This is a genomic window from Stenotrophomonas sp. KH_052 (genome assembly GCF_057838755.1).
Genome location: NZ_CM174475.1, coordinates 3,336,978 through 3,361,971, shown reverse-complemented (window position 1 = coordinate 3,361,971; position 24,994 = coordinate 3,336,978). Strand labels below are relative to the sequence as shown.

The 24,994-nt window shown below is 65.9% G+C and carries 26 protein-coding genes and 1 tRNA gene; 19 read left to right on the top strand and 8 right to left on the bottom strand.

Going from position 1 to position 24,994, the window contains the following annotated elements:
• The first annotated feature begins 3 nt into the window (after positions 1-3).
• From nusA to pnp, 6 genes are all read left to right on the top strand, one after another.
• Positions 4-1,515 carry a transcription termination factor NusA gene (nusA, locus tag AC3ITW_RS15570; RefSeq protein WP_006381058.1) on the top strand — a complete coding sequence of 504 codons (1,512 nt, stop codon included), beginning with the start codon at positions 4-6 and terminating at the stop codon, positions 1,513-1,515.
• 92 nt (positions 1,516-1,607) lie between these two features.
• Positions 1,608-4,259 carry a translation initiation factor IF-2 gene (gene infB, locus AC3ITW_RS15565; protein WP_012511703.1) on the top strand — a complete coding sequence of 884 codons (2,652 nt, stop codon included), beginning with the start codon at positions 1,608-1,610 and terminating at the stop codon, positions 4,257-4,259.
• A gap of 161 nt (positions 4,260-4,420) precedes the next feature.
• The gene (gene rbfA / locus AC3ITW_RS15560; protein ID WP_012511702.1) at positions 4,421-4,804 is read left to right on the top strand and encodes a 30S ribosome-binding factor RbfA; all 384 of its coding nucleotides are present in this window, start codon (positions 4,421-4,423) and stop codon (positions 4,802-4,804) included.
• Positions 4,805-4,913: 109 nt separating this feature from the next.
• Positions 4,914-5,822, top strand: coding sequence for a tRNA pseudouridine(55) synthase TruB (gene truB, locus AC3ITW_RS15555; RefSeq protein ID WP_489389707.1), 909 nt, complete (start codon positions 4,914-4,916; stop codon positions 5,820-5,822).
• 173 nt (positions 5,823-5,995) lie between these two features.
• The gene (rpsO, locus tag AC3ITW_RS15550; protein ID WP_005410445.1) at positions 5,996-6,256 is read left to right on the top strand and encodes a 30S ribosomal protein S15; all 261 of its coding nucleotides are present in this window, start codon (positions 5,996-5,998) and stop codon (positions 6,254-6,256) included.
• A gap of 151 nt (positions 6,257-6,407) precedes the next feature.
• Positions 6,408-8,516 (top strand): polyribonucleotide nucleotidyltransferase, encoded by a 2,109-nt coding sequence (pnp, locus tag AC3ITW_RS15545; protein WP_012511700.1) that lies wholly within the window; start codon positions 6,408-6,410, stop codon positions 8,514-8,516.
• A 127-nt stretch (positions 8,517-8,643) separates the two neighbouring features.
• On the opposite strand, the gene AC3ITW_RS15540 is transcribed toward pnp, so the two are convergent.
• A complete protein-coding gene (locus AC3ITW_RS15540) occupies positions 8,644-9,627 on the bottom strand; it encodes a hypothetical protein (protein WP_489389706.1) in 984 nt (327 codons plus the stop codon).
• Positions 9,628-9,832: 205 nt separating this feature from the next.
• On the opposite strand from AC3ITW_RS15540, the gene AC3ITW_RS15535 reads away from it, so the two are divergent.
• Entirely contained in the window at positions 9,833-11,023 is a 1,191-nt protein-coding gene (locus tag AC3ITW_RS15535) for a glycoside hydrolase family 18 protein (RefSeq protein ID WP_489389705.1), read from the top strand.
• Between the two features lie 36 nt (positions 11,024-11,059).
• Here AC3ITW_RS15535 and AC3ITW_RS15530 read toward each other — a convergent pair whose 3' ends face one another.
• From AC3ITW_RS15530 to AC3ITW_RS15520, 3 genes are read right to left on the bottom strand one after another with little or no spacing between them, the layout of a single operon-like run.
• Positions 11,060-12,619: a PepSY-associated TM helix domain-containing protein gene (locus AC3ITW_RS15530; RefSeq protein WP_153675991.1), complete on the bottom strand. Its 1,560-nt coding sequence runs from the start codon at positions 12,617-12,619 to the stop codon at positions 11,060-11,062.
• Positions 12,620-12,629: 10 nt separating this feature from the next.
• Positions 12,630-12,893, bottom strand: coding sequence for a hypothetical protein (locus AC3ITW_RS15525; protein WP_012511696.1), 264 nt, complete (start codon positions 12,891-12,893; stop codon positions 12,630-12,632).
• Positions 12,893-13,189, bottom strand: coding sequence for a hypothetical protein (locus AC3ITW_RS15520; RefSeq protein ID WP_005410439.1), 297 nt, complete (start codon positions 13,187-13,189; stop codon positions 12,893-12,895). Before AC3ITW_RS15520 ends, AC3ITW_RS15525 begins: the two co-directional genes overlap by 1 nt.
• A 429-nt stretch (positions 13,190-13,618) precedes the next feature.
• Here AC3ITW_RS15520 and thrS point away from each other — a divergent pair, with 429 nt between their 5' ends.
• The 9 genes from thrS (at position 13,619) to AC3ITW_RS15475 (ending at position 21,426) form a co-directional block, all read left to right on the top strand.
• The gene (gene thrS, locus AC3ITW_RS15515; protein ID WP_012511695.1) at positions 13,619-15,520 is read left to right on the top strand and encodes a threonine--tRNA ligase; all 1,902 of its coding nucleotides are present in this window, start codon (positions 13,619-13,621) and stop codon (positions 15,518-15,520) included.
• A gap of 49 nt (positions 15,521-15,569) precedes the next feature.
• A complete protein-coding gene (gene infC, locus AC3ITW_RS15510) occupies positions 15,570-16,112 on the top strand; it encodes a translation initiation factor IF-3 (RefSeq protein ID WP_006380763.1) in 543 nt (180 codons plus the stop codon).
• 283 nt (positions 16,113-16,395) lie between these two features.
• On the top strand, positions 16,396-16,593 hold the full coding sequence (gene rpmI, locus AC3ITW_RS15505; RefSeq protein WP_005410436.1) for a 50S ribosomal protein L35: 198 nt from the start codon (positions 16,396-16,398) through the stop codon (positions 16,591-16,593).
• 11 nt (positions 16,594-16,604) lie between these two features.
• Positions 16,605-16,964, top strand: a complete 360-nt coding sequence (rplT, locus tag AC3ITW_RS15500) for a 50S ribosomal protein L20 (RefSeq protein ID WP_006380762.1) — start codon at positions 16,605-16,607, stop codon at positions 16,962-16,964.
• Positions 16,965-17,156: 192 nt separating this feature from the next.
• Positions 17,157-18,152, top strand: a complete 996-nt coding sequence (locus tag AC3ITW_RS15495) for a phenylalanine--tRNA ligase subunit alpha (RefSeq protein ID WP_012511694.1) — start codon at positions 17,157-17,159, stop codon at positions 18,150-18,152.
• Positions 18,153-18,235: 83 nt separating this feature from the next.
• Positions 18,236-20,617 carry a phenylalanine--tRNA ligase subunit beta gene (pheT, locus tag AC3ITW_RS15490; RefSeq protein WP_489389704.1) on the top strand — a complete coding sequence of 794 codons (2,382 nt, stop codon included), beginning with the start codon at positions 18,236-18,238 and terminating at the stop codon, positions 20,615-20,617.
• Between the two features lie 27 nt (positions 20,618-20,644).
• Positions 20,645-20,944: an integration host factor subunit alpha gene (locus AC3ITW_RS15485; protein ID WP_005410432.1), complete on the top strand. Its 300-nt coding sequence runs from the start codon at positions 20,645-20,647 to the stop codon at positions 20,942-20,944.
• On the top strand, positions 20,925-21,281 hold the full coding sequence (locus AC3ITW_RS15480; protein WP_005410431.1) for a MerR family transcriptional regulator: 357 nt from the start codon (positions 20,925-20,927) through the stop codon (positions 21,279-21,281). Before AC3ITW_RS15485 ends, AC3ITW_RS15480 begins: the two co-directional genes overlap by 20 nt.
• A 68-nt stretch (positions 21,282-21,349) precedes the next feature.
• A tRNA-Pro gene (locus tag AC3ITW_RS15475) sits at positions 21,350-21,426 on the top strand.
• Positions 21,427-21,491: 65 nt separating this feature from the next.
• Here the strand turns inward: AC3ITW_RS15475 and AC3ITW_RS15470 are convergent.
• The 3 genes from AC3ITW_RS15470 to AC3ITW_RS15460 form a co-directional block, all read right to left on the bottom strand.
• Entirely contained in the window at positions 21,492-21,932 is a 441-nt protein-coding gene (locus tag AC3ITW_RS15470) for a GNAT family N-acetyltransferase (protein WP_006380566.1), read from the bottom strand.
• On the bottom strand, positions 21,929-22,282 hold the full coding sequence (locus AC3ITW_RS15465) for a DUF6713 family protein (protein WP_006380564.1): 354 nt from the start codon (positions 22,280-22,282) through the stop codon (positions 21,929-21,931). The genes AC3ITW_RS15470 and AC3ITW_RS15465 overlap by 4 nt, the downstream gene beginning before the upstream one ends.
• Positions 22,283-22,368: 86 nt before the next feature.
• Complete coding sequence (locus AC3ITW_RS15460; protein WP_197584978.1) at positions 22,369-22,878, bottom strand: DUF3011 domain-containing protein; 510 nt, start codon at positions 22,876-22,878, stop codon at positions 22,369-22,371.
• A gap of 241 nt (positions 22,879-23,119) precedes the next feature.
• Between AC3ITW_RS15460 and AC3ITW_RS15455 the strand changes: the two genes are divergently transcribed.
• Positions 23,120-23,515, top strand: a complete 396-nt coding sequence (locus tag AC3ITW_RS15455; protein WP_012511691.1) for a hypothetical protein — start codon at positions 23,120-23,122, stop codon at positions 23,513-23,515.
• 24 nt (positions 23,516-23,539) lie between these two features.
• Here AC3ITW_RS15455 and AC3ITW_RS15450 read toward each other — a convergent pair whose 3' ends face one another.
• A complete protein-coding gene (locus tag AC3ITW_RS15450; RefSeq protein ID WP_006380560.1) occupies positions 23,540-24,232 on the bottom strand; it encodes an aspartate/glutamate racemase family protein in 693 nt (230 codons plus the stop codon).
• An 86-nt stretch (positions 24,233-24,318) separates the two neighbouring features.
• Here AC3ITW_RS15450 and AC3ITW_RS15445 point away from each other — a divergent pair, with 86 nt between their 5' ends.
• Together AC3ITW_RS15445 and AC3ITW_RS15440 are read left to right on the top strand one after the other, a co-directional pair.
• Complete coding sequence (locus tag AC3ITW_RS15445) at positions 24,319-24,630, top strand: ArsR/SmtB family transcription factor (RefSeq protein WP_012511690.1); 312 nt, start codon at positions 24,319-24,321, stop codon at positions 24,628-24,630.
• Positions 24,630-24,980, top strand: coding sequence for an SRPBCC family protein (locus AC3ITW_RS15440; protein WP_006380558.1), 351 nt, complete (start codon positions 24,630-24,632; stop codon positions 24,978-24,980). The genes AC3ITW_RS15445 and AC3ITW_RS15440 overlap by 1 nt, the downstream gene beginning before the upstream one ends.
• The last annotated feature ends 14 nt before the right edge of the window (positions 24,981-24,994 follow it).

Sequence of the window (24,994 nt, the reverse complement as noted above, 5' to 3'; positions counted from 1 at the left end):
CCAATGAGCAAGGAACTGTTGCTGGTAGTCGACGCAGTCGCCAACGAGAAGGGCGTGCCGCGTGAAGTGATCTTCGATGCCATCGAGGCCGCCCTGGCCTCGGCAGCGAAGAAGCGCTATCCCGACGAGGAAGTGCTGACCCGCGTGGTCATCGACCACAAGGATGGCAGCTACGAAACCTTCCGCCGCTGGGAAGTGGTGGCCGATGACGTGGTCATGGAATCGCCGGACCGTCAGATCCGCCTGATGGATGCCGTCGACGAAGCCGAAGGCGTGGATGTCGGCGACTACATCGAAGAGCAGATCGAAAACCCGGATTTCGGCCGCATCGCCGCCCAGGCTGCCAAGCAGGTGATCGTGCAGCGCGTGCGCGAAGCCGAGCGCCAGCAGGTCGTGGATGCATGGAAGGACCGCGTTGGCGAGCTGATCACCGGTGTGGTCAAGCGCGCCGAGCGCGGCAACATCTATGTCGACCTGGGCGGCAACGCCGAAGGCTTCATTCCGAAGGACAAGGGCATTCCGCGCGACGTGCTGCGCGCGGGTGACCGCGTGCGCGGCTACCTGGCCGAAGTGCGCTCGGAGCCGCGTGGCCCGCAGCTGTTCATCAGCCGCGCCGCCCCGGAATTCATGATCGAGCTGTTCAAGCTGGAAGTGCCGGAAGTCGGCCAGGGCCTGGTGGAAATCAAGGCCTGTGCCCGTGATCCGGGTGACCGCGCCAAGATCGCCGTGCTCGCCCACGACCAGCGCACCGATCCGATCGGCGCCTGCATCGGCATGCGCGGTTCGCGCGTGCAGGCCGTGTCCAACGAGCTCAATGGCGAGCGCGTGGACATCGTGCTGTGGAACGACAACCCGGCCAACTTCGTCATCAATGCGATGGCGCCGGCCGAAGTGCAGTCGATCATCGTCGATGAAGACAAGCATTCGATGGACCTGGCCGTTGCCGAAGACCGCCTGGCCCAGGCGATCGGCAAGGGCGGCCAGAACGTGCGCCTGGCCAGCCGCCTGACCGGCTGGCAGCTCAACGTGATGACCCAGGACCAGGTCACCGCCAAGTCGGAGGCCGAGCAGGCTTCGGCCCGCCAGCTGTTCATGGACAAGCTGGAAGTGGACGAGGAAATCGCCGGCATCCTGGTCAGCGAAGGCTTCGGCACCGTCGAGGAAATCGCATATGTACCGGTCGGCGAACTGCTGGCCGTGGAAGGTTTCGACGAAGACATCGTCGAAGAGCTGCGCGCTCGTGCCCGCGATGCGCTGCTCAATGAGGCCCTGGCAGTCGAGGAAGGCCTTGAAGACGGCCAGCCGGCGCAGGACCTGCTGTCCCTGAAGGGCATGGACGAAGCCACCGCGTATGCGCTGGCCGGCCACGGCGTGCGCACCAGCGAGGAGTTGTCCGACCTGGCCGCCGACGAGGTCATGGACTTCGGCATCGAAGGACTGGATCAGGCGCGCGCCGCTGCGCTGATCCTGGCCGCCCGTGCCGAGGAGATCGCCCGACTGGAACGCGGCGAATGAGCCGGCAATGAACAGGGCCCTGAGCCGCTCAGGGCGTAGAATCCGCGCCACCTCCACATGCGGGGGGGCGCCCACAAGATCATAGGATCCGAATGTCGCAGCAAACCACCATCCGCAAGCTTGCCGAACTGGTCAACACGCCGGTCGAAAAACTGCTGGAACAGCTGGCCGGTGCCGGCATGAAGTTCAGCGGTCCCGACCAGGTCGTGACCAGCTCCGAGAAGGTAAAGCTCCTGGGCTTCCTTCGTCGTTCGCACGGCAAGCCCGAGCAGGCCCCGGAAGAGACCGATCAGTCTGCAAAGAAGATCACGCTCAACCGCCGGAAGCAGCAGGAAGTGACGGTCAATTCCGGTCGTAGCAAGACGACCGTGAATGTCGAGGTGCGCCAGAAGCGTACCTACGTCAAGGATGGTGCTCGCGCCATGACTCCGGACGAAGAGCGCGCCGACATCCTGCGCAAGCTGGAAGAGTCGCGTGCCCGCAACCTTGCCGAACAGCAGGCCCTGGCCGAGAAGGATCGTCTGCGCGACGAGGCCATCGTCCGTGCCCGTGAGGAAGAGGTTGCCGCCAAGGAGCGTGCTGAAGCCGAGAAGAAGGCTGCCGAGGAGGCTGCGGCTGCTGCCAAGGCTGCCGAGGCGCTGGCTGCCAGCAAGCCCAAGGTACGCGCTCCGATCGACGAAACCGCGCCGCGCCCGCCGCGCGCCCCGGCTGCCGCCCCGGCTGCGCCGCGTGGTGCTCCGCCGCCGCCGCCGCGCAGCGACGACCGCAACAACCGCAGCGCGCCGCGCAACGAGCGTGGCCCGGGCGACCGTTTCGCCGGCCAGATGCATCTGTCGGCTGCCGACCGTGCGCGTCGTGGCAACAGCAACAACAGCAACAACCGTGGTCGTCCGGGTGGCCGCAACCAGAGCGGTGGCCGTCGCGACATGTCGCGTGGTGGCAACAACGCTGGTCCGCACGCCTTCGAACGTCCGACCGCGCCGGTGGTGCGTGAAGTGGCGATCGGCGAGACCATCACCGTGGCCGACCTGGCGCAGAAGCTCGCGCTGAAGGGTGGCGAGGTGGTGAAGGCGCTGTTCAAGATGGGCGTGATGGCCACCATCACCCAGTCCATCGACCATGACACCGCCGCGCTGGTCACCGAAGAGCTGGGGCACAAGGCCATCCGTGCCAACGACAACGATGCCGAAGACGCACTGCTCGCCTCCGCTGGCGAGAACCAGGGCGAAGCCGTGCAGCGTCCGCCGGTGGTCACCATCATGGGCCACGTCGACCACGGCAAGACCTCGCTGCTGGATTACATCCGCCGTACCAAGGTCGCCACCGGCGAAGCCGGCGGCATCACCCAGCACATCGGTGCCTACCACGTCGATACGCCGAAGGGCGTCATCAGCTTCCTGGATACCCCGGGCCACGCCGCGTTCACCTCGATGCGTGCCCGCGGTGCCAAGCTGACCGACATCGTGGTGCTGGTGGTTGCAGCCGACGACGGCGTCATGCCGCAGACCAAGGAAGCGATCCAGCACGCCCGTTCGGCGGGTGTGCCGCTGATCGTGGCCATCAACAAGATCGACAAGTCCGGTGCCGACCCGATGCGGGTCAAGAACGAACTGCTCTCCGAGCAGGTCGTGGCCGAAGACTTCGGTGGTGACATCCAGATGGTGGAGATCTCGGCCAAGACCGGCCTGGGCATCGACGACCTGCTGGACGCGGTGTCGGTGCAGGCCGAACTGCTGGAACTGAAGGCGGTCGACGAAGGTCGCGCCAATGGTGTGGTCATCGAATCCTCGCTGGACAAGGGCCGCGGCCCGGTCGCGACGGTGCTGGTGCAGCAGGGCCGCCTGAAGAAGGGCGACTACCTGGTGTGCGGCATCCAGTACGGCCGCGTGCGTGCCCTGTTCGACGAAACCGGCAAGCAGCCGGAGTTCGCCGGGCCGTCCATCCCGGTACAGGTCCTGGGCCTGTCCGGCGTGCCGGAAGCCGGTGACGACTTCGTCGTCGTCGACGACGAGCGCCTGGCCAAGGACGTTGCCCAGCAGCGTGAAACCAAGCGCCGTGAATCGCGCCTGGTCGCCACCGCTGGCAGCCGCATGGAAGACATCATGGCGACCCTGGGCAAGGGCGAGGGCCAGCAGGTCCTCAACCTGGTCATCAAGGCCGACGTGCAGGGTTCGGTGCAGGCACTGAGCCAGGCACTGGTCGCGCTGTCCAACGAAGACATCCGCATCAACGTGATCCACTCCGGCGTGGGCGGCATCACCGAGTCGGACGCCAATTCGGCGGCCGCTTCGAAGGCCACCGTCATCGGCTTCAATGTGCGTGCGGATGCTTCGGCCCGCCGCATCATCGAATCCAACGGCGTGGACCTGCGTTACTTCTCGATCATCTATGACGTGATCGATCAGGTGAAGCAGGTGGCCTCCGGTCTGCTGGGCGTCGAGATCCGCGAAGAGATCATCGGTATCGCCGAGGTCCGTGACGTGTTCCGCAGCTCCAAGCTGGGCGCCGTGGCCGGCAGCATGGTCATCGAGGGCGTGGTCAAGCGCAACAAGCCGATCCGCGTCCTGCGCGACAGCGTGGTGATCTTCGAAGGCGAGCTGGAATCGTTGCGCCGCTTCAAGGAAAACGTCGAGGAAGTCCGCAACGGTACCGAATGCGGTATCGCGGTGAAGGCCTACAACGACGTCAAGCCGGGTGACCAGATCGAGTGCTTCGAGCGTATTGAAGTGCCGCGCACCCTGTAATGCTGTGCAGTGGCCCGACCAACGGTCGGGCCCTACCATGATGTAGAACCCGACCAACGGTCGGGTACCATGTAGTAGCGCCCGACCGTTGGTCGGGCGACCATTGAATCAAGAGTAGCGCCCGACCGTTGGTCGGGCGACAACTGAACCAAGAGTCCCTCGTGCCCAAGACTTTCCACCGAACCGACCGTGTCTCCGCCCAGCTGCGCCGTGAACTCGGCACCCTGGTGCACAACGCCGTGCGCGAGCATGGGTTGCCCTCGGTGAGCGTGTCCGACGTGGAAATCACCCGCGACATGGCCCATGCCAAGGTGTTCGTCACCGCACTGATGCCCGAGCGTTCGGCCGAAGCCGTCGCCGGCCTGAAGGAGCTGGGCTATCGCCTGCGCATGGACCTGGCCCGGGCGATGAAGCTGCGCCACGTGCCGGAGCTGCATTTCCACTACGACGACTCGGTCGATCGCGGTGAGCATATCGACAACATCCTGCGCGACCTGCCCGATACGCTGGCCGCGGAGAAGCGTCGCGAAGGCGACGACGAATAACCGCGCGACGCCGGGCATGCCCGGCGTTGTTGCATTCCGGCAACGTGATGTCTGATGCAGACCGCGCTGCGCGCTCGCCGGGCATGGCCCGGCGCTACCCGTACCTGTCATGACCCGAATTCAGTTCCGCCGCCTGGATGGCATCCTGCTGCTCGACAAGTCCGCCGGCATGAGCTCCAACGCCGCACTGCAGGTGGCCCGCCGCCTGTTCCGTGCCGAGAAGGGCGGCCACACCGGCAGCCTCGATCCGTTGGCCACCGGCCTGTTGCCGCTGTGCTTCGGCGAGGCGACCAAGATCGCCGGCCTGCTGTTGGGCTCGGCCAAGGCTTATGACGCCGAGATCGTGCTCGGCCAGACCACCGACACCGACGATGCTGAGGGCCAGGTGCTGCTGCAGCGCCCGGTGCCGCAGATCAGTGCCGAGGCGCTGCAGGCCGCGCTGGCGCCGCTGACCGGCAGCATCCGCCAGCGTGCCCCGATCTATTCGGCGCTGAAGCAGGGCGGTGAACCGCTGTATATGAAGGCCCGCCGTGGGGATGCCATCGAGGCACCCGAGCGCGAGGTCCGGGTCCATGCCATCGAGGTGCTGGAGCAGCAGCCGGAGCAGTTGCGCCTGCGCGTGACCTGCGGCTCGGGCACCTACATCCGCAGCCTGGCCCGTGACCTCGGTGAAAGCCTGGGCTGCGGTGCCCATATCAGTGCGCTGCGCCGGCTCTGGGTCGAGCCCTTCCACCAGCCGGCCATGGTCACCCTGGACCAGCTGCGGGCGATGGTCGAGGCGGGCGATGAGGCCGGCATGGACGCGCTGCTGCTGCCGCTGGCGGCCGGCCTGGCTGAATACCCACGGGTCGAGCTGGATGCCGACCAGGTCCACCGCTTCTGTGTCGGCCAGCGCCAGCGCGATCCGTCCTGGCCACGCGGGCTGGTTGCCGTGTTTGGTCCGGACGCGGTTGTCCAGGGGCTGGGCCAGGTCGATGACAGCGGGCTGCTGGCGCCGCAGCGTCGTTTCAACCTCTGACCCGGGCAGGTCGGTTCAGCCCCGGACCTTGTCCCGGAGGCCCCTGCCCGTTACAATTTCGCGGCCGTTTTCCGGCAGCCTGCCTTGCGCAGGTTTCATCCTCGTAGTCCACGGCGAGCCTGGCGGTGCGCGAAGCGCGTTCCTGCCGGCCACGCATCACTGAGAAAAAAGAAATGTCGATCGACACCCAGAAGGTCATTGAAGACAACAAGCGCAGCTCGGCTGACACCGGCTCCCCGGAAGTCCAGGTTGCACTGCTGACCGCCCGCATCGAACTGCTGACCGGCCACTTCAAGACCCACAAGAAGGACCACCACAGCCGCCGCGGCCTGCTGCAGATGGTCAACCGCCGTCGCAGCCTGCTCGACTACCTGAAGAAGAAGGACGTCGAGCGTTACAAGGCCCTGATCGAGAAGCTTGGCCTGCGTCGCTAAGCAACGAATCCCCCGCGGCGCAGCGATGCGCCGCGGTTTTGTTTTGTAGCACCGCAATCCCCGATTCAGGCCGGAACGATCCGGTCACCCGCTGGCGGCAAGGGTCGCCGACGGTCCAATTCGCAGACAGCATCCCCAAGGACATCCATCCGTGGCAAAAATCACCAAAACCTTCCAGTACGGCAAGCACACCGTCACGCTTGAGACTGGCGAAATCGCCCGCCAGGCCGGTGGCGCCGTCATCGTCAAGTTCGACGACACCGTGCTGCTGGTCTCCGCCGTTGCCGCCAAGAGCGCGCGTGAGGGCCAGGACTTCTTCCCGCTGACCTGCGACTATCAGGAGAAGTTCTACGCCGGTGGCCGCATCCCGGGTGGCTTCTTCAAGCGCGAAGGCCGCGCGACCGAGAAGGAAACCCTGATCTCGCGCCTGATCGATCGTCCGATCCGTCCGCTGTTCCCGGAAGACTACAAGAACGAAGTCCAGATCATCGCCACGGTGATGTCGCTGAACCCGGAGATCGACGGTGACATCCCGGCGCTGATCGGTGCTTCGGCCGCGCTGTCGCTGGCCGGTACCCCGTTCAAGGGCCCGATCGCTGCCGCCAAGGTCGGTTACAAGGACGGTGAGTACATCCTCAACCCGACCGTATCCGAGCTGAAGGAATCGCAGCTGGAGCTGGTCGTTGCCGGTACCGCCAACGCCGTGCTGATGGTGGAATCCGAAGCCGCGCTGCTGTCCGAAGACGTGATGCTGGGCGCCGTGACCTTCGGTCACCGCGAAATGCAGAAGGTCATCAACGCCATCAACGAGCTGACCGTCGAAGCCGGCACCAAGCCGTCGACCTGGGAAGCCCCGGCCAAGAACACCGCGCTGATCAGCGCCGTGCAGGAAGCGGTCGGCCCGCGCCTGGGCGAAGCCTTCCAGGTGCGTGACAAGCTGCAGCGCCGTGACGCCATCTCGGCGATCAAGAAGGACGTGGTCGAGTCGCTGGCCGGCCGCGTTGCCGCCGAAGGTTGGAACCCGGCCGAACTGTCGAAGGAATTCGGCGAGCTGGAATACAGCACCATGCGCAACTCGGTGCTGGACACCAAGGTCCGCATCGACGGCCGTGCGCTGGACACCGTCCGCCCGATCGCGGTGAAGACCAGCGTGCTGCCGCGTACCCACGGTTCCTCGCTGTTCACCCGTGGTGAGACCCAGGCCATCGTGACCATCACCCTGGGCACCGCCCGTGATGGCCAGGTCATCGATGCCGTCTCCGGTGAGTACAAGGAAAACTTCCTGTTCCACTACAACTTCCCCCCGTACTCGGTGGGTGAGACCGGCCGCATGATGGGCCCGAAGCGTCGCGAGATCGGTCACGGCCGTCTGGCCAAGCGCGGCGTGCTGGCAGTGATGCCGTCGCTGGAGTCGTTCCCGTACACCATCCGCGTTGTCTCGGAAATCACCGAGTCGAACGGTTCCTCGTCGATGGCCTCGGTCTGCGGTTCGTCGCTGGCCCTGATGGACGCCGGCGTGCCGGTGAAGGCGCCGGTTGCCGGTATCGCCATGGGCCTGGTCAAGGAAGGCGATCGCTTCGTCGTCCTGTCCGACATCCTGGGTGACGAAGATCACCTGGGCGACATGGACTTCAAGGTGGCCGGTACCGCTGAGGGCATCTCCGCCCTGCAGATGGACATCAAGATCGAAGGCATCACCGAAGAGATCATGAAGCAGGCACTGCAGCAGGCCAAGGCTGGCCGTCTGCACATCCTGGGCGAAATGGCCCACGGCCTGACCGCTCCGCGCGAAGAGCTGTCGGACTACGCGCCGCGTCTGCTGACCATCAAGATCCACCCGGACAAGATCCGCGAAGTGATCGGCAAGGGTGGTTCGACCATCCAGGCCATCACCAAGGAAACCGGCACCCAGATCGACATCCAGGATGACGGCACCATCGTCATCGCTTCGGTCAATGCCATCGCTGCGCAGGCCGCCAAGGCCCGCATCGAGCAGATCACCTCGGACGTCGAGCCGGGCCGCATCTACGAAGGCAAGGTCGCCAAGATCATGGACTTCGGTGCGTTCGTCACCATCCTGCCGGGCAAGGATGGCCTGGTGCACGTGTCGCAGATCTCCAGCGACCGCGTCGAGAAGGTCGGCGACGTGCTGAAGGAAGGCGATGTGGTCAAGGTCAAGGTGCTGGAAGTCGACAAGCAGGGCCGTATCCGCCTGTCGATGAAGGCCGTTGAAGAAGGCGAAGGCGCCAGCGCCGAATAATCGGCATTGCCGATTGTGCGGTGGGTGAGGACCGTTGGTCCTCACGCTTTCGCAGATGAAAAAGCGGGCTTCGGCCCGCTTTTTCTTTGCCTGGAATCCTGTGGGTGAGGACCGTTGGTCCTTGCACTTACGCGCTTTCTTCCTCTTCCCCCAGCCACCAGACCTGGCCTGGCTTCGGGTCGCTCAACGGGTGCTCGCGCTGTTCGATGGCCTCCAGCACCCGGCCAGCGCCGGCCGCCGTCCACACCGCCATCAACTTCTCCACCGCAGCCCGGCCTTGTGCGGCAATACCGAGGTTGCGATCGCGTACCCAGCCTTCGTCGTCATCTGCGTCGCCATCATCATCCTGGTGCGGCGTGCCATAGCTGCAGCGCAGGCAGAGGTGGCGCACCGAATGGGTCCAGTCCTCGACCAGGCCGATGCCGGGCAGGCTCAGCGCCCGCAGCGCGGTGATGTCCTCGGCCGCATCGCATTGCACGAATACCGCATAGGTGGCCATGTCCGATTGCTGCAGGCGTTGCATGGCATTGAACACCGGTACCTGGCGCTCACCGTAGAGGCGTTGCCCAGTGGAGGCACCGTCGTGCAGCACGATGTCGCCGAAGCGGAATCCGCTCTCGGGCAACGGCACGTTCTCTACCCGTGCACGCACCGGGTCCAGCCGGCGCATGTAGACGGTTTCGCCACTTGACCACGGATTCAGGCGTATACAGGCGACGCCGAAATTGCCTTCGATCGGGCCTTCACCTCCCGGCACGGCGATGCCGCATCGGTTCCACTGCCTGCGTGCTTCCACCCAGTCACCCGCGCCGGTGGCGGCAATGCCGGCATTCCACGCGGTAGCGACGTCGAATTCGTTGCGCAGCTGTTCCGAGCGCAGGTTGTCCTGCAGTGAAGCGGGCCAGTCACGCAGGTACTTGTGTGCCAATCCGCGCATGTAGTGCAGGTGGGGGATGCAAGGGGTCAGTTCGACCAGCTCGCCGAACAGATCGGCTGCATCGACCAGATCGCCCTCGTCGAATGCCGCATAGGCGCGCGCCTCCAGAGCCTGCAGCTTTTCCAGGGTCTCGTCGTCAAGCAGTTCGCCATCTGTGTCGTGGTCTGTGGTCATGTCCGTGTGCCGGTAAAAATCCAGCGACACCATAGCCCAGGCAGGCCGCATGTTGTCTTGCAGCGACCTGCTTTCGACATGGGTTGGCCAGGCCCATGGCAGCTTGCAACGGCCGGTGCCTGTCCACGGGACGACATGCGCGGACATCCATGCCGCTGCCGCTTCTGTTTGCTAACGTGGCTGCGCCTTTGACCCGGGAGTTCCCATGTTCCGCCAGACCGTGGCCGTTCTTGCCGTGCTGATTGCCGGTGCCTTGCCCATCGCCGCGCACGCCGCGCCGGCGCAGCCGCCGATCTTCGGTGCCTACTACCCCGGTGGTTCGGCCGAGCGCTACCCGGTGTCGAGCATTCCGGCCGAGCGCCTGACCCATCTGTTCTATGCGTTCTCCACCATCGAGGACGGGCGCTGCACGATCGGTGCGGAAGCGCCGAAGAATTTCGCTGCACTGGCTGAGCTGAAAAAGGCGCACCCGCACCTGCGCACGCTGATTTCGATCGGTGGCTGGGGCGCCGGCGGATTCTCCGATGCAGCGTTGAACGAGGCCAGCCGCAAGCGCCTGGTCGACTCGTGCATGGCGCTGTTCTTCGAGCGCCATGCTGGAAGCTTCGACGGTGTCGACATCGACTGGGAGTTCCCGGTCAGTGGCGGGCCGAAGGAGCTGGCACACCGCCCGCAGGATCGCGCCAACCTGACCCGGCTTGCGCAGGCCTTCCGCGTGGCCCTTGATGCGCGCGGCCGCAAGGCGGGCCAGCCGATGCTGCTGACTGCTGCGCTGGCCGCCGGCCGCCTGCAGACCGACGGCCCCTACGATCCCGCGGCGAGCTACGACCTGCCGGCGCTGGCCAGGCTGTTCGATTTCATCAACCTGATGAGCTACGACATGGGCACCGGCTTCTCGGCGGTGTCGACCTTCAACGCGCCGCTGCATGAGGTGCCAGCCGATCCGCTGGCGCCGGAACTGCGGCGCTGGAACAACGTGGCCGGCGCGGTGCAGTACTACCGTGAGCACGGCGTACCGGCCGACAAGCTGGTGCTGGGCGTGCCGTTCTACGGACGCGGCTTCAAGGTCACCGGCGAGGCTGCCGACGGGTTGTACCAGGCCTACAGCGCCCCGTCCGATGCCGGTGACTGGCGGGTGATCAAGGCGCGCTATCTCGACCAGCCCGGCTGGACGAAGCACTGGCAGCCGCAGGCGCAGAGCCCCTGGCTGTACAACGCGGAGCAGAAGGTCTTCATCAGCTACGAAGACCCGCGTTCGATCGGGCTGCGTGCGCAGTTCGCCCGTGAGCAGGGCCTGGCCGGGGTGTTCATGTGGGAGCTGACCGGCGACGACGAGCAGGCCAGCCTGCTCAACGCCATGCTGGGCCCCTGGCAGAAGGCGCGCATCGGCGATTGACCGCTTCGGTAGCGCCGGGCCGTGCCCGGCGTTGGCTCAATCGGCCCAGACGCTGTTCGGATCGCCGTGGCGGGCACGGCGCTGGCTGGCCACCGCCAGGCGGGCGAAGCCGAAGGCCATGGCCAGCGCGATCGCATCGACCCAGAACAGCGGCCAGTGGCCGCGTGCGGCCGCGCGCCACAGCCAGTCACCATTGAGCGCGCCGTGCACGACCGGCACCAGCGCGGTACTGATCGCTGCGGCCCACAGCAGCTCGCGTGCGGCCTGTGCCGGGCGTCGCAGCGCCGCCCACAACGCGCACAACACCCAGCTGCCGAAGCAGGCCCAGCGGATGCCCTGGTCGACCGCGGACGGTGCCCACCGCTCCAGCACCAAAGCGGTGACGAAGGCGACCGAGATCGCTACGCAGAGGCCGATGCAGACGCCGACCGTGGCCCGCGCCATGTTCACACCGGCACGCGGCTGCTGCGGCTGGCGGCGCTTGCGCCGCGACTCGATCCACAACAGGTTGCCGGAGTAGAACAGGAAGGCACCGCCGAGGCCGAGCAGGAAGTACAGCCAGACCACCACGCCGTTGCCGAATTCGCCGAAGTGCAGCGCGTAGGCGGCGCTGAGCGTGGCGTGGTTGGCGTCGCGCTGGCCTGGCAGCTGCGAGGCCAGAACGTTGCCGGTGGTCACGTCCAGCGCCACCGCGCCAAGTGGGCCGAGCGTGCCGGTGGATTCGCCGGTGATCTCGATGGTGGCATTGGCATCGCCGGCGTTGGCCAGCTTCAGGTAGGCCGGCTCGAAGTTGGCCACGCCTTGTGCACGGGCGACTTCAAGCGCACGTGCATGCAGCACGCGCAGGCTGCCCGGCGCCGCGGGAATGCCACTGGCGTCGCGCACCGGCGCGGTGTCCATCGCCGTCGGCACCGCCTGCAGCGCCTTGCCGTCGTAGATCAACGGATTGAGCAGGGCCATTTGTACGAACACCAGGCAGAGCAGGGCGCCGGTCACCGCAAACATCAGGTGGAAGGGCAGGCTGAGCACGCCGATCACGTTGTGCGCGTCCTGCCACAACTGCTTGAGATTGCGGCCGGGGCGCAGTGCGAACAGGTCACCGAACAGCTTCGGCAGGTGGATCACCAGGCCGCTGAGCAGGGCCATGCCATACAGCAGGCTGACGATGCCCATCACGTAGATGCCGGCCACCGGCAGGCCGAGGCTGTAATGCAGTTCGTTGACCAGTTCGGCCAGCCCGATCTGCGGCGGCGTCGGGCTGCCGGCGATCTGCCCTGGCCAGGCGTAGCGCCAGCTGCCGTCGTCGGCTTGCCAGTACGCCAGCGGTTGCGGGTGTTCGGTGCCGGGGAAGGTCATGCCGATGTGGCGGCGCGCCTCCGGATGCGCGGCCAGAACGTCTTCCAGCAGGTACTGTGCGTCGTCCAGGCCGGCCGGCAATGCGCTGGCTGCACCCGGGGTCTGCCATAGCGGCAGGTCGTGGTGGAACAGGGTCAGTGCACCGGCATAGAAGGCTACGAACAGGCCGAAGCCGGCGACCAGGCCGACCCAGGTGTGCAGGGTGGTGAATGTGCGCAGGGTCTGCGAACTGAACTTCATGCGGCGGGTCTCATTGCACCGCGCCGGTGAGGCGCAGCAGCGCGAGCACGGCGAAGCCGGCGGCGCCACTGCCCGCCAGCACCAGCCAGGCGCGCAGCGCGCTGCGGAAACTGAACGCCCACAGGGCGGCCAGCATCCACAGCGGGATGAAGGTGATCAGGCTGGGCACCAGCGCGTTCTGCCATGGCCCGGGCGGCAACCAGGTCACCAGTCCGGTCGCGGCGGCGGCCAGGAGGAAGCCGGCCACGATGCCGGCGAAGGCGCGCGGCCACATCACGGCGACTCCGTGCCGGGGCGATGCCAGGCGGCCAGTGCCGGCAGCAGCATCGCCGCCAGCATCCAGGTGCACAGCATCGCCACCAGGCCGGCGGCAAAACCGAGCTCGGCCATCCACAGCCACAGCGCGGCAGCGGCGGCGACCAGGCCGATCTGCCGCCCGAGGCGGCCGGCACGGCGCAGGCGCGGCCAGCGGCAGTGCGGCGAGGCGGCATAGAACGCCAGCGCCGAGAACATCGCCGCCAGCATGCCCAGGCTGCAGAAGCCGAGCGTGGAAAGGCCGACGGTGATCATTGCGCGCGACCTGCGCGGCTGCAGGCTGGCGAACGCGGGGCACGGGCGGGGCCGGCGGGAGCCGGTCGGAGCGGGTGGCGCATCACAGGGTCCTGGGGGAAAGCGGGCAGGCTGGCACGGGGCGACCTGCGCCGACATGGTAATCATTGCAATTTGACGCCGCCAGCGAAGCCCATTCAGCGGGCCGTACGGTAGCCCTTGGGCTTTCCCGTGCGCTGGTTTAAAATCATTGTTGAATCCTCACTGGAACAAGGTGGCCCGCGCCCAGCGCCGGCCGAGCGTGCGACATGAGCACTACCACCGCCCACTGTTGACCTGCCCCCGAAGGCCCGAGTTCCCGGCGCCCTCGCGGCGCTTTTTTATTGCCCGGGCGCTGGCCCGGAACCGCTTTCCAGCCCGCCCGCGCGGGCCCCGCACGAAGCCACTGCGATGATCAACATTACTCTTCCCGACGGCAGCCGCCGCGAATTCGAAAACCCCGTCAGCGTCATGGACGTTGCCCAGTCGATCGGTGCCGGCCTGGCCAAGGCCACCATCGCCGGTTCGGTCGATGGCGTGCTGGTCGATGCCAGCGACGTCATCGACCACGATGCCAGCCTGCGCATCATCACTGCCAAGGACGAGGAGGGCGTGGAGATCATCCGCCACTCCAGCGCCCATCTGGTTGGCCATGCGGTCAAGCAGCTGTACCCGGACGTGAAGATGGTGATCGGCCCGGTGATTGCCGAGGGCTTCTACTACGACATCTACTCCGAGCGCCCGTTCACCCCGGAAGACATGGCGGCGATCGAGAAGCGCATGGGCGAGCTGATCGCCCAGGACTACGACGTCATCAAGAAGGTGACGCCGCGCGCCGAAGTGATCGAGATCTTCAAGGCCCGTGGCGAGGACTACAAGCTGCGCCTGATCGAGGACATGTCCGACGACATCCAGGCCATGGGCATGTACTACCACCAGGAGTACGTGGACATGTGCCGTGGCCCGCACGTGCCGAACACGCGCTTCCTGAAGGCCTTCAAGCTGACCCGCATCTCTGGTGCCTACTGGCGTGGTGACGCGCAGAACGAACAGCTGCAGCGCATCTACGGCACTGCCTGGGCCGACAAGAAGCAGCTCGAGGCGTACATCAAGCGCATCGAAGAAGCGGAAATGCGCGATCACCGCCGCATCGGCAAGCAGCAGGACCTGTTCCACCTGCAGGAAGAGGCACCGGGCCTGGTGTTCTGGCACCCGAAGGGCTGGGCGCTGTGGCAGGTGGTCGAGCAGTACATGCGCAAGGTCTACCGCAAGACCGGCTACGGCGAAGTGCGCTGCCCGCAGATCCTGGACGTGAGCCTGTGGCAGAAATCCGGTCACTGGGACAACTACCAGGACGCGATGTTCTTCACCGAATCGGAGAAGCGTACCTATGCGCTCAAGCCGATGAACTGCCCCGGCCACGTGCAGGTGTTCAATCAGGGCCTGCACAGCTACCGCGATCTGCCGATCCGTTACGGTGAGTTCGGTGCCTGCCACCGCAACGAGCCGTCCGGCGCGCTGCACGGCATCCTGCGCGTGCGTGGCTTCACCCAGGACGACGGCCACGTGTTCTGCACCGAGAACCAGGTCGAGGCGGAAGTGACCGCGTTCCACCAGCAGGCGCTGGCGGTTTACCAGCACTTCGGCTTCGATGAGATCCAGGTCAAGATCGCGCTGCGCCCGGAATCGCGCCTGGGCGATGACGCAACCTGGGACAAGGCCGAGGGCGCGCTGCGCTCGGCCCTGTCCAGCAACGGCGTGGAGTGGCAGGAGCTGCCGGGCGAGGGCGCTTTCTATGGCCCGAAGATCGAGTACCACCTGAAGGACGCCATCGGCCGTACCTGGCAGCTGGGCACGATGCAGGTCGACTTCATGATGCCGGGCCGCCTCGGCGCCGAGTACGTGGACGAGAACAGCCAGAAGAAGCACCCGGTCATGCTGCACCGGGCCATCGTCGGCTCGATGGAGCGCTTCCTGGGCATCCTGATCGAGCACCATGCCGGCCAGTTCCCGGCCTGGCTGGCTCCGACCCAGGTGGTGGTGGCCAATATCACCGACGCCCAGGCTGAATACGTCTCGGACGTGACCAAAACCCTTGCGGATCAAGGCTTCCGCGTCAGCGCGGATTTGCGTAACGAGAAGATCGGCTATAAGATTCGCGAGCACACGCTGCAGCGCGTGCCGTACCTGCTGGTCATTGGTGACCGCGAGAAGGAAAACGGCGCTGTGGCGGTGCGTACGCGTTCTGGCGAAGATCTCGGCAGCATGAGCCTCCAGGCCTTCATCGAGCGGCTCCAGGCCGAGGGCGCGTAAGCAAAGGTCCGGCCCGTGCGCATTGGCGCCCGGGCCGGGTTCGACACCCTTGGGAGATCGCAATATCAGTACCCCTGACAACAAACAGAACCGCAAGAATCAGGAAATCCGTGTGCCGCGCGTCCGCGTGATCGGCAGCGACGGAGAAATGATCGGCGTGTTGACGCGTGACGAAGCGTTGTCCATGGCCGAAGATGAAGGCCTGGACCTGGTCGAGATCCAGCCGCAGGCCGACCCGCCGGTCTGCAAGATCATGGACTTCGGCAAGTTCAAGTTCGAAGCGCAGAAGAAGGCCAGCGAGGCCAAGAAGAAGACCAAGCAGGTCGAGATCAAGGAAGTGAAGTTCCGTCCGGTCACGGACGAGGGCGACTACCAGATCAAGCTGCGCAAGATGCGCGGTTTCCTTGAAGAAGGCGACAAGATCAAGGTCAACATCCGTTTCCGTGGCCGTGAAATGAGCCACCAGGAACTGGGTCGCGAAATGGCCAACCGGATCGAGACCGATCTGGGCGAGGACATCGTCATTGAATCCCGTCCGCGCCTGGAAGGGCGTCAGATGGTGATGATGATCGCGCCGAAGAAGAAGACCTGAGGCCTGACGGGCTGCCTTCCGGGGCGCCTGGCGGCTGAATGGAAAGGTGAAAGGACGCCGCTGGCGTCCTTTGCCTTTGTGCGGGCGGCACGGCCGCCGGCGATGTGAAGACGGGCGTGAAAAGGGCAGCAGGGGCTGGTGATGGTCCCGATTTGCCTGTATCATGCCCGGCTCGACCCACCCAGGACGGGTCGTACGCCGATCATGGCAGGATGGAAAGAGCGGCCCAGGCCGCCGCCAGATCAGTCAGAAACCAGGGTCATATCCCATCAAGGACATTGCAATGCCCAAGATCAAGACCAACCGGGCAGCGGCCAAGCGTTTCCGCAAGACCGCCTCGGGCAAGTACAAGTGCGGCCACGCCAACCGTAGCCACATCCTCACGAAGAAAGCGACCAAGCGTAAGCGTAATCTGCGTCAGACGGGCCATGTCCGTGCAGAAGACGCCGGCCGTCTGGACCGCATGCTCCCTTACCTCTGAGGAACTGAAAAATGGCACGAGTTAAGCGTGGCGTACAGGCGCGTCGCCGCCACAAGAAAATTCTGGATCTCGCCAAGGGCTATTACAACGCCCGTCGCAAGGTCTTCCGCGTTGCCAAGCAGGCGGTCATCAAGGCACAGCAGTACGCCTACATCGGCCGTAAGCAGAAGAAGCGCAACTTCCGTTCGCTGTGGATCACCCGCATCAATGCGGCTGCCCGCATCAATGGCCTGAGCTACAGCCGCTTCATGAACGGTCTGCTGAAGGCCGGCATCACCCTGGATCGCAAGGTCCTGGCTGACATCGCCGTGCACGACGCAGCCGGCTTTACCGCACTGGCCGAAAAGGCCAAGGGCGCGCTGGCGGCATAAGTCCTTCCCGATGCCGTAACCGTTCCTCGGAACGGTGTCAGGTCAAGGCAATGCATGGGGAAGGGCGCAAGTCCTTCCCCATTCTTTTTTGGGTCCCGGCGTGGCCACAGCGGCAGCGCGGGGACGGCGGTGGCGACAGGGGTCGGCCCTTCGCGCATCGCGATGGCAGATCGACTGGAGTTCCGGCCCCCCATGAGCGACATCCAATCCCTCACCACCCAGGCGCTGGCCGATGTGGCCGCCGCACAGAGCCCCGACGTGCTGGAACAGCTGCGCGTGGCCCTGCTTGGCAAGAGCGGCAGCATCACTTCGCAGCTCAAGCAGCTCGGCGCGTTGCCGGCTGACGAGCGCAAGGCTGCCGGTGAAGCCATCAACCAGGCCCGCGACGCGCTGAGTCACGCGCTGGGCGAGCGTAAGGCGGTATTGGAAGACGCCGCACTGGACGCGCGCCTGGCCGCCGAATCGATCGACATCACCCTGCCGGGCCGCAGCGCCGAGCGCGCTGGCCTGCATCCGATCACCCGCACCCTTGAGCGCATCACCGGCATCTTCGGCCGGCTGGGCTACGAGCTGTCGGAAGGGCCGGAGATTGAGGATGACTGGCACAACTTCGAGGCGCTGAACTTCCCGCCGCACCACCCGGCGCGCGCCATGCACGACACCTTCTACTTCGGCGACGGCCGTCTGCTGCGCACGCACACCTCCGGTGTGCAGGTGCGCTACATGGGCGACCACGCGCCGCCGCTGCGCATGATTGCCGCCGGCAAGGTGTACCGCAGCGACAGCGACCAGACCCATTCGCCGATGTTCCACCAGGTGGAAGGCCTGCTGGTCGATGAGCATTCGACCTTCGCCGACCTGAAGGGCACGCTGGCCGAGTTCGTGCGCGCGTTCTTCGAGCGCGATTTCGAAATGCGTTTCCGCCCCAGCTACTTCCCGTTCGTTGAACCCGGCGCGGAAGTGGACATCGCCTGGCAGCAGCCCGATGGCAGCACCCGCTGGCTGGAAGTGCTCGGCTGCGGCATGGTCCATCCGAACGTGCTGCGTAACGTCGGCATCGATCCGGAGCGCTACACCGGCTTTGCCTTCGGCATGGGCGTGGAGCGCTTCGCGATGCTGCGCTATGGCGTCAACGACCTGCGCGCGTTCTTCGAGAACGACGTGCGCTTCCTGAAACAGTTCGCGTAAACCACCAGGTAGCGCCGGGCCATGCCCGGCGGACTCAACAACGCAGGCCCAGGCGCATGCGCCGGGCCCACCAGGGTGACACCATGAAATTCTCCGAAAACTGGCTGCGCAGCCACGTCCCGACCACTGCATCGCGCGAAGAACTGAGCGCGGTGCTGACGGCCATCGGCCTGGAAGTGGAAGAAGTGACCGCGCTGGGCGAAGGCCTTGATCACGTGGTCGTTGCACGCATCGTCGAAGCGGTGCGCCACCCGGAAGCCGACCGCCTGCAGGTGTGCAGGGTCGATGCCGGGCAGGGCGAGCTGCTGCAGATCGTCTGCGGTGCACCGAACGCACGCCCGGGCCTGGTCGCGCCGTTGGCGATGGTCGGTGCGCAGATCGGTGAGCTGAAGATCAAGCCGGCCAAGCTGCGCGGCGTGGAGTCCAATGGCATGCTGTGCTCGGCCAAGGAGCTGGGCCTGGACAACGATGCCTCCGGCTTGCTGGAGCTGCCGGACGACGCCCCGGTCGGCCAGACCCTGGTCGAGTACCTGGGCCTGCCGGACGCCAGCATCGAGATCAAGCTGACCCCGAACCGCGCCGACTGCTTCAGCCTGCGCGGTATCGCCTACGACGTCGCCGCAGCCACCCGCAGCGACGTGCTGGATTTCACCGCCGAGGCGATTCCCGCCGTCGGCAGCCGAGAGCTGGCGATCCAGCTCGATGCCGGCGCTGAGGCGCCGCGCTACCTCGGTCGTGTCATCGAGGGCGTCAACGCCGCCGCCAAGACGCCGCTGTGGATGGCCGAGCGCCTGCGCCGCAGTGGTGTGCGCCCGGTCTCGCTGCTGGTCGACATCACCCAGTACGTGATGCTGGAGCTGGGCCAGCCGATGCACGCCTATGACCTCGGTACTCTGCAGGGCAGCATCGCCGTGCGCCGTTCGCGCGCCGGCGAGACCCTGAAGTTGCTGGACGGCCGCGATGCTGCGCTGGACGACAGCTTCCTGGTGATCACCGACGCCGATCGTGCGGTCGGTCTGGCCGGCCTGATGGGCGGCTTCGACACTCGAGTCACCGATACCACCACCGCTGTGTTCCTGGAGGCCGCGCACTTCGCGCCGGCCGCGATCATGGGCCGTGGCCGCAAGCTGGGCCTGCACACCGATGCCGGCCACCGCTTCGAGCGCGGTGTCGACCCGGCACTGCCGCGTACCGCCATCGAGTACGCCACCCGCCTGGTGCTGGACCTGGCCGGCGGTACCCCGGCGCCGGTCACCGAGGCCGTGCGTGAGGCTGACTTGCCGCAGCCGGCAACCATCGTGCTGCGCCGCGCCCGCATCACCCGCGTGCTCGGCATCACCATCGAAGATGCCGAAGTCGAACGCATCCTGCGCGCGCTGGGCATGGACGTGGTTGCCACCGCCGACGGCTGGCAGGTCACGGCGCCGAGCCGCCGCTTCGACATCGCCATCGAAGAAGACCTGATCGAAGAGTTGGCCCGCATCCACGGCTACGAGCAGATTCCGACCACGCTGCCGGGCGGTGCCTCGCGCGTGGCGATGCCGAGCGAGACCCAGCTGGACACGCTGAGCGTGCGTCGCCAGCTGGTCGCCCGTGACCAGCAGGAAACCGTCAACTTCGCCTTCGTCGACGATGCGCTGCTGACCCAGTGGCAGCTGCGCGACAACCTGGTGCCGCTGGCCAACCCGCTGTCGGCCGAACTGGCGGTGATGCGTCCGTCGCTGCTGCCGGGCCTGGTCGCCACGCTCGGTCGCAACGCAGCCCGCCAGCTGGGTCGCGTGCGCCTGTTCGAGATCGGCCGCGTGTTCGCCCAGCAGGTTGGTGATGGCCAGCCGGCACCGTTGGAAACCCCGCGCGTGGCCGCTGCGGTCTGCGGTGAAGCGCAGGCGGTGCAGTGGGGCCTGCCGACCCGCAAGGCCGATTTCCATGACCTGAAGGGCGACCTGGAATCGCTGGCCGCCGCCAGTGGCGCGGTCCTGGAGTTCCGCCCCTCGGACCGTGCCTACGGTCACCCGGCGCGTTCGGCCGAGGTGTTCCGCGACGGCGTGGCGATCGGCTGGATCGGCCAGATCCACCCGCGCCTGGCCAAGGCGATGGACATCGAAGCCGACGTCTATGCCTTTGAACTGGACCTGGAGCCGCTGTCCGCCCGCCGCCTGCCGCGTGCCGGCGAGCTGTCGCGCTTCCCCGCAGTGCGCCGCGACCTGGCGTTCCTGGTGCCTGAGCAGGTGGCCTGGGCCGAGCTGGCGGCGACTGTCCGCCAGGCTGCCGGTCCACTGCTGCGCGACCTGAACCTGTTCGACCGCTATGTCGGGCAGGGCGTCGAGCCGGGATTCAAGAGTCTCGCTATGGGCTTGATTTTGCAGGACAAGTCGCGCACTCTGACGGACCGCGACGTGGATGCGGTAGTGGCCGAGGCGGTCACTGCCATCGAGCGTGAACACCACGCCCGGATCCGCGGCTGAGCGGGCAGCACTCGGGGGTAGCAGGCAATGGCATTGACCAAGGCGGAGATGGCGGAAAAGCTGTTCGACGAAGTCGGTCTGAACAAGCGGGAAGCCAAGGAATTCGTCGACGCGTTTTTCGATGTGCTGCGTGAAGCATTGGAACAGGGACGTCAGGTGAAGCTGTCGGGCTTCGGCAATTTCGATCTGCGGCGCAAGAACCAGCGCCCGGGTCGCAACCCCAAGACCGGCGAGGAAATTCCGATTTCCGCCCGTACGGTGGTCACCTTCCGTCCGGGCCAGAAGCTCAAGGAGAGGGTGGAAGCTTATGCTGGATCCGGGCAGTAACCGCGAACTACCGCCGATCCCGGCCAAGCGCTACTTCACCATCGGTGAGGTCAGCGAGCTGTGCGACGTCAAGCCGCACGTCCTGCGCTACTGGGAAACCGAGTTTCCCAGCCTTGAGCCGGCCAAGCGCCGAGGCAACCGCCGCTACTACCAGCGCCACGACGTGCTGATGGTGCGGCAGATCCGCAGCCTGCTGTACGAACAGGGCTACACCATCGGTGGTGCACGCCTGCGTCTGGATGGCCCCGATGCCCGCGAGGAATCGGCGCTGAGCAACCAGATCATCAAGCAGGTGCGCATGGAGCTGGAAGAAGTGCTGCAGTTGCTGCGTCGCTGACCCCATTTCCCTTGTAATCCGCTATACTTCACGGCCCGCCGCACTGGCGGGCACATCGCAGCATCAGTCGGGGCGTAGCGCAGCCTGGTAGCGCATCTGCCTGGGGGGCAGAGGGTCGTCGGTTCGAATCCGGCCGTCCCGACCACTGTGATGAATCAAGAAGCCTGCGCAGCGATGCGTGGGCTTTTTTGTGCGTGCGATGTGTCCGGCTCATGCGCCTGCGAAGCGATAGATCAGTTCCGGGTCGCCTTCGTCCAATCCGTGCACGATGCCGCTGTCGATGAAGCCACTGGCATCCAGCAGGCGCTGCATGCCGATGTTGGAGGCATTGGTCGAGGTGAACAGTTTGCGCCGGCCATGCAGTGCGATGGCCTGGCGCAGCAGTGCGGTACCGATGCCTTGGCCGCGCTGTGCGTGCGCCACCATCAGCATTTCGATGAAGGCTTCGCCGAAGAAGTGGTGATGAATGACCAGGTAGCCGACGGCCCTGCCGTTCTGCTCGGCAACCTGCACGCCGCCGCGTGCCAGCCAGTCGCCGATCTGCAGGGCCCGGCCTGGATCGATGGCCGCCACGCTGTCGAGCGCGATCAAGGCATTGGCGTCCTGGATGCTGCCGTCACGCAGGTGTGGGAAGTGGGAAGTCCGGTTCATCGCGGGCGCAGCTTCAGCAACAGGCCGCCACCCGACATAAAGCAGGCGAGCAGGATGGCGATCGACAGCGGCAGATCGAATTCATTGCGGCCGAGCAGGGCAAACGCCAGGTGGACCAGTGCCGTGCCAATGCCGAGCGCGCCACACACCAGTGCATAGCCGCGTGCCGTGGATGTGCCCAGCAGGATCTGGCGATAACCCCAAAGCACAGCGCCGACAGCGAACAGGTTGAACAGCAGGAAGCCCTGGATGCCACCGGGGACATGGAACATGGCCCATTCCTGCCAGAACGCAGCGTCGATCTGATGCAGGATCAACGCCAGCAGTGTCGCCAGATACCATCGTTCCATGTCGTGCTCCCTGCCATGCGGGCCATAGTCTATCGGCTCCGCCTTGCACGCACGCCTACTCGTTGCAGCCAGAGCGTGTTCGGCAGTCAATACACCCGGAACTCGGCCCGGCAGCCGTCGCTGACCCACACACCGCGGCGGTCCCAGCCCCAGTTGCGGTCCTCGATGCAGGCCGTTACCGATTTCTGCTTGACCAGGCGCACCTCGTGGCGCACACGGATACGGCATTCCTTGTCCTTCTTTTCGTAGGACTCGCAGACCAGGCGCTCACCATCATCGTCACGGTTCCGGCCGCGGCCCGGCCAGCGTCCGCGCCCATAGCCGTCGGCGACGAACTCGGCGCGGCAGCCGTCGGTCACCCACAGCATGCGACGGCTCTGGCCCCAGTTCCTGTCCTCGACGCAGCGGGTGACCGAGAGCTGCTTTGCCAGGCGCATGCGGCCCTCGATCGGGCACTGCTGGGTCTTGTTGAACTGGGATTCGCAGCGCAGCACGGGAATGTGATCGGCGTCGTAGTCCTGGGCGGCCACGGCAGTAGCGGCCAACAACAGGGCAAGGGCGGTACCGGCGATCGGCAGCAGCAGGCGATGGGTCATGGGGAGTCTCGGGTGGGGAACGGGCGGCAAGAATGGCCCAGGCCGGGGCTGCCGGAACGGATCGTTCCGGCGATGGCTCAGTGGGGATTTAGTAGTGCGCACGAGCCCATGCAGGGGCTTACATCCCGTATCATCGCTGCACATCCGATCGCATCGGTTTACACCCTCTTACATGTCTCCCACGCCGGTCGGCACAGCCTGTGGCTGTTGTCACTGGCATGCGGCCGGCGCGTGGAGGACGATGCGCGGACCACGACGACCACAGGGGGTTGCGTTGATCAGCAGTACCGTCATTCATCGCTCGGCCGACGCAGGTGGCGCCGAGGTGCGAGTCCTGGACACCACGTTCAAGGGCAAGCATGTGTTCATTGCCTGGGGCCTGCGCGGGCCGGAACTGACCCGCAGCGCGGACCCGGCTGCCACCGTGGCCGCACGCAAGGCGCTGCACGCGGTTGCCGGCCACAGCGAGGGGCCGCGCAGCCCGGAAGTGTTCATCGCCAACCAGTCAGCGGTGGCGATCACGGTCTATCGCCTGCTTACCGAGGCGCGCTCCGGCGATGCCATCTTCTTCCTGTGCGATTCACAGGCGGTGGTCGAGTGGCTGATCACCGCGCTGGAAGTGCAGGGCGCGGACTGATTCCGCGCTGCATCGCAGGCAGGATCAGGCCAGTGCCGCGTCCACCGCGGCCCGCGCATGCAGGGTGGTGGTGTCGAACAGCGGCACTGCGCTGTCCTCGTCGCGCACCAGCAGCATGATCTCGGTGCAGCCGAGGATGATCGCTTCGGCACCGCGTTCGACCAGGCGTGCGATCACGTCGACATAGACCTGTCGCGAGCGATCACTGACCACGCCGGCGATCAGTTCCTGGTAGATGATGTCGTGCACGCTGCGACGATCATCGGCATCTGGGACCAGTACCTCCAGGCCGAAGCGATCCTGCAGCCGGCCGCGGTAGAAGTCCTGTTCCATGGTGAAGGCGGTGCCGAGCAGGCCCACCCTGCGCATGCCCGACTGCACGATGGCCTGAGCGGTGGGGTCGGCGATATGCAGCAGCGGCAGTGGGCAGACCGCCTCGATGCGGTCGGCCAGCTTGTGCATGGTGTTGGTGCAGATCAACAGCAGATCGGCGCCACCGGCCTGCAGGCGCCGTGCAGCGTCGGCCATATGGTCGCCCAGCGCATTCCAGTCGCCTTCATGCTGCAGCTGCTTGATGTCGGCGAAGTCCACCGACCACAGCAGCAGCTGCGCCGAATGTGCGCCACCGAGGCGCTGCCGCACGTCCTCGTTGATGAGCCGGTAATACTGAGCCGAGCTTTCCCAGCTCATGCCGCCGATCAGGCCAAGGGTCTTCATGCACAGCTCCATGCCGGGGAGCCGTCATTGCAGCACAGCCGATGCGGGAGTTGCACTACACATTAGTAGTTGCTAATGTGTTGGTCATGATCGAGAACGCTCTGTTCAAGGCGCTGGCCGACCCCACCCGCCGCCACATCTTCGAAAAGCTGGCCGGGGGCGGGCAGCATGCCAGCGCGCTGCGCGAGGGCATGGCGATCAGTCAGTCTGCGATGTCCCAGCACCTGGCGGTGCTGCGCGATGCCGGGCTGGTGAGCGAACAGCGCCAGGGCCGCTTCGTCCACTACGAGGTCGATCCGCGCGGGCTGGCGCACATCGGCAACTGGCTGCAGCGCTACCGGGCCTACTGGCCCGCGCGGATGGATGCCTTGCAGGATCTGCTGAAGGAGATGGACTGATGGACGATGTTCTGCACGAAGCGGCTCCCGCGTTGGTGATGGAGCAGTGGCTGCCAGCGCCACCGGAACGGGTCTGGCGCGCACTGTTCGATCCGGCGCTGCGTGAGCGCTGGTTGCCGGCGGCCGATCTTGCCGATCCGCAGCCTTGCCTGTGCGAGGAGGGGCGGGAGCTGGGGTTCCACCTGCGCGATGCGCAGCCCCCGCATCTGCACAGCCTGGTGTGTTTCCGGCTGCGCGCGGATGACGGTGGAGGGACGGTGCTGACCATCGTGCATCGGCTCACCGACCTGCGCGCGCTGCTGCCGTTGGCCGCCAACGACGATCATCGCACCATGATGCGCGCGGCCTGAGGCGGCGCCTGGAT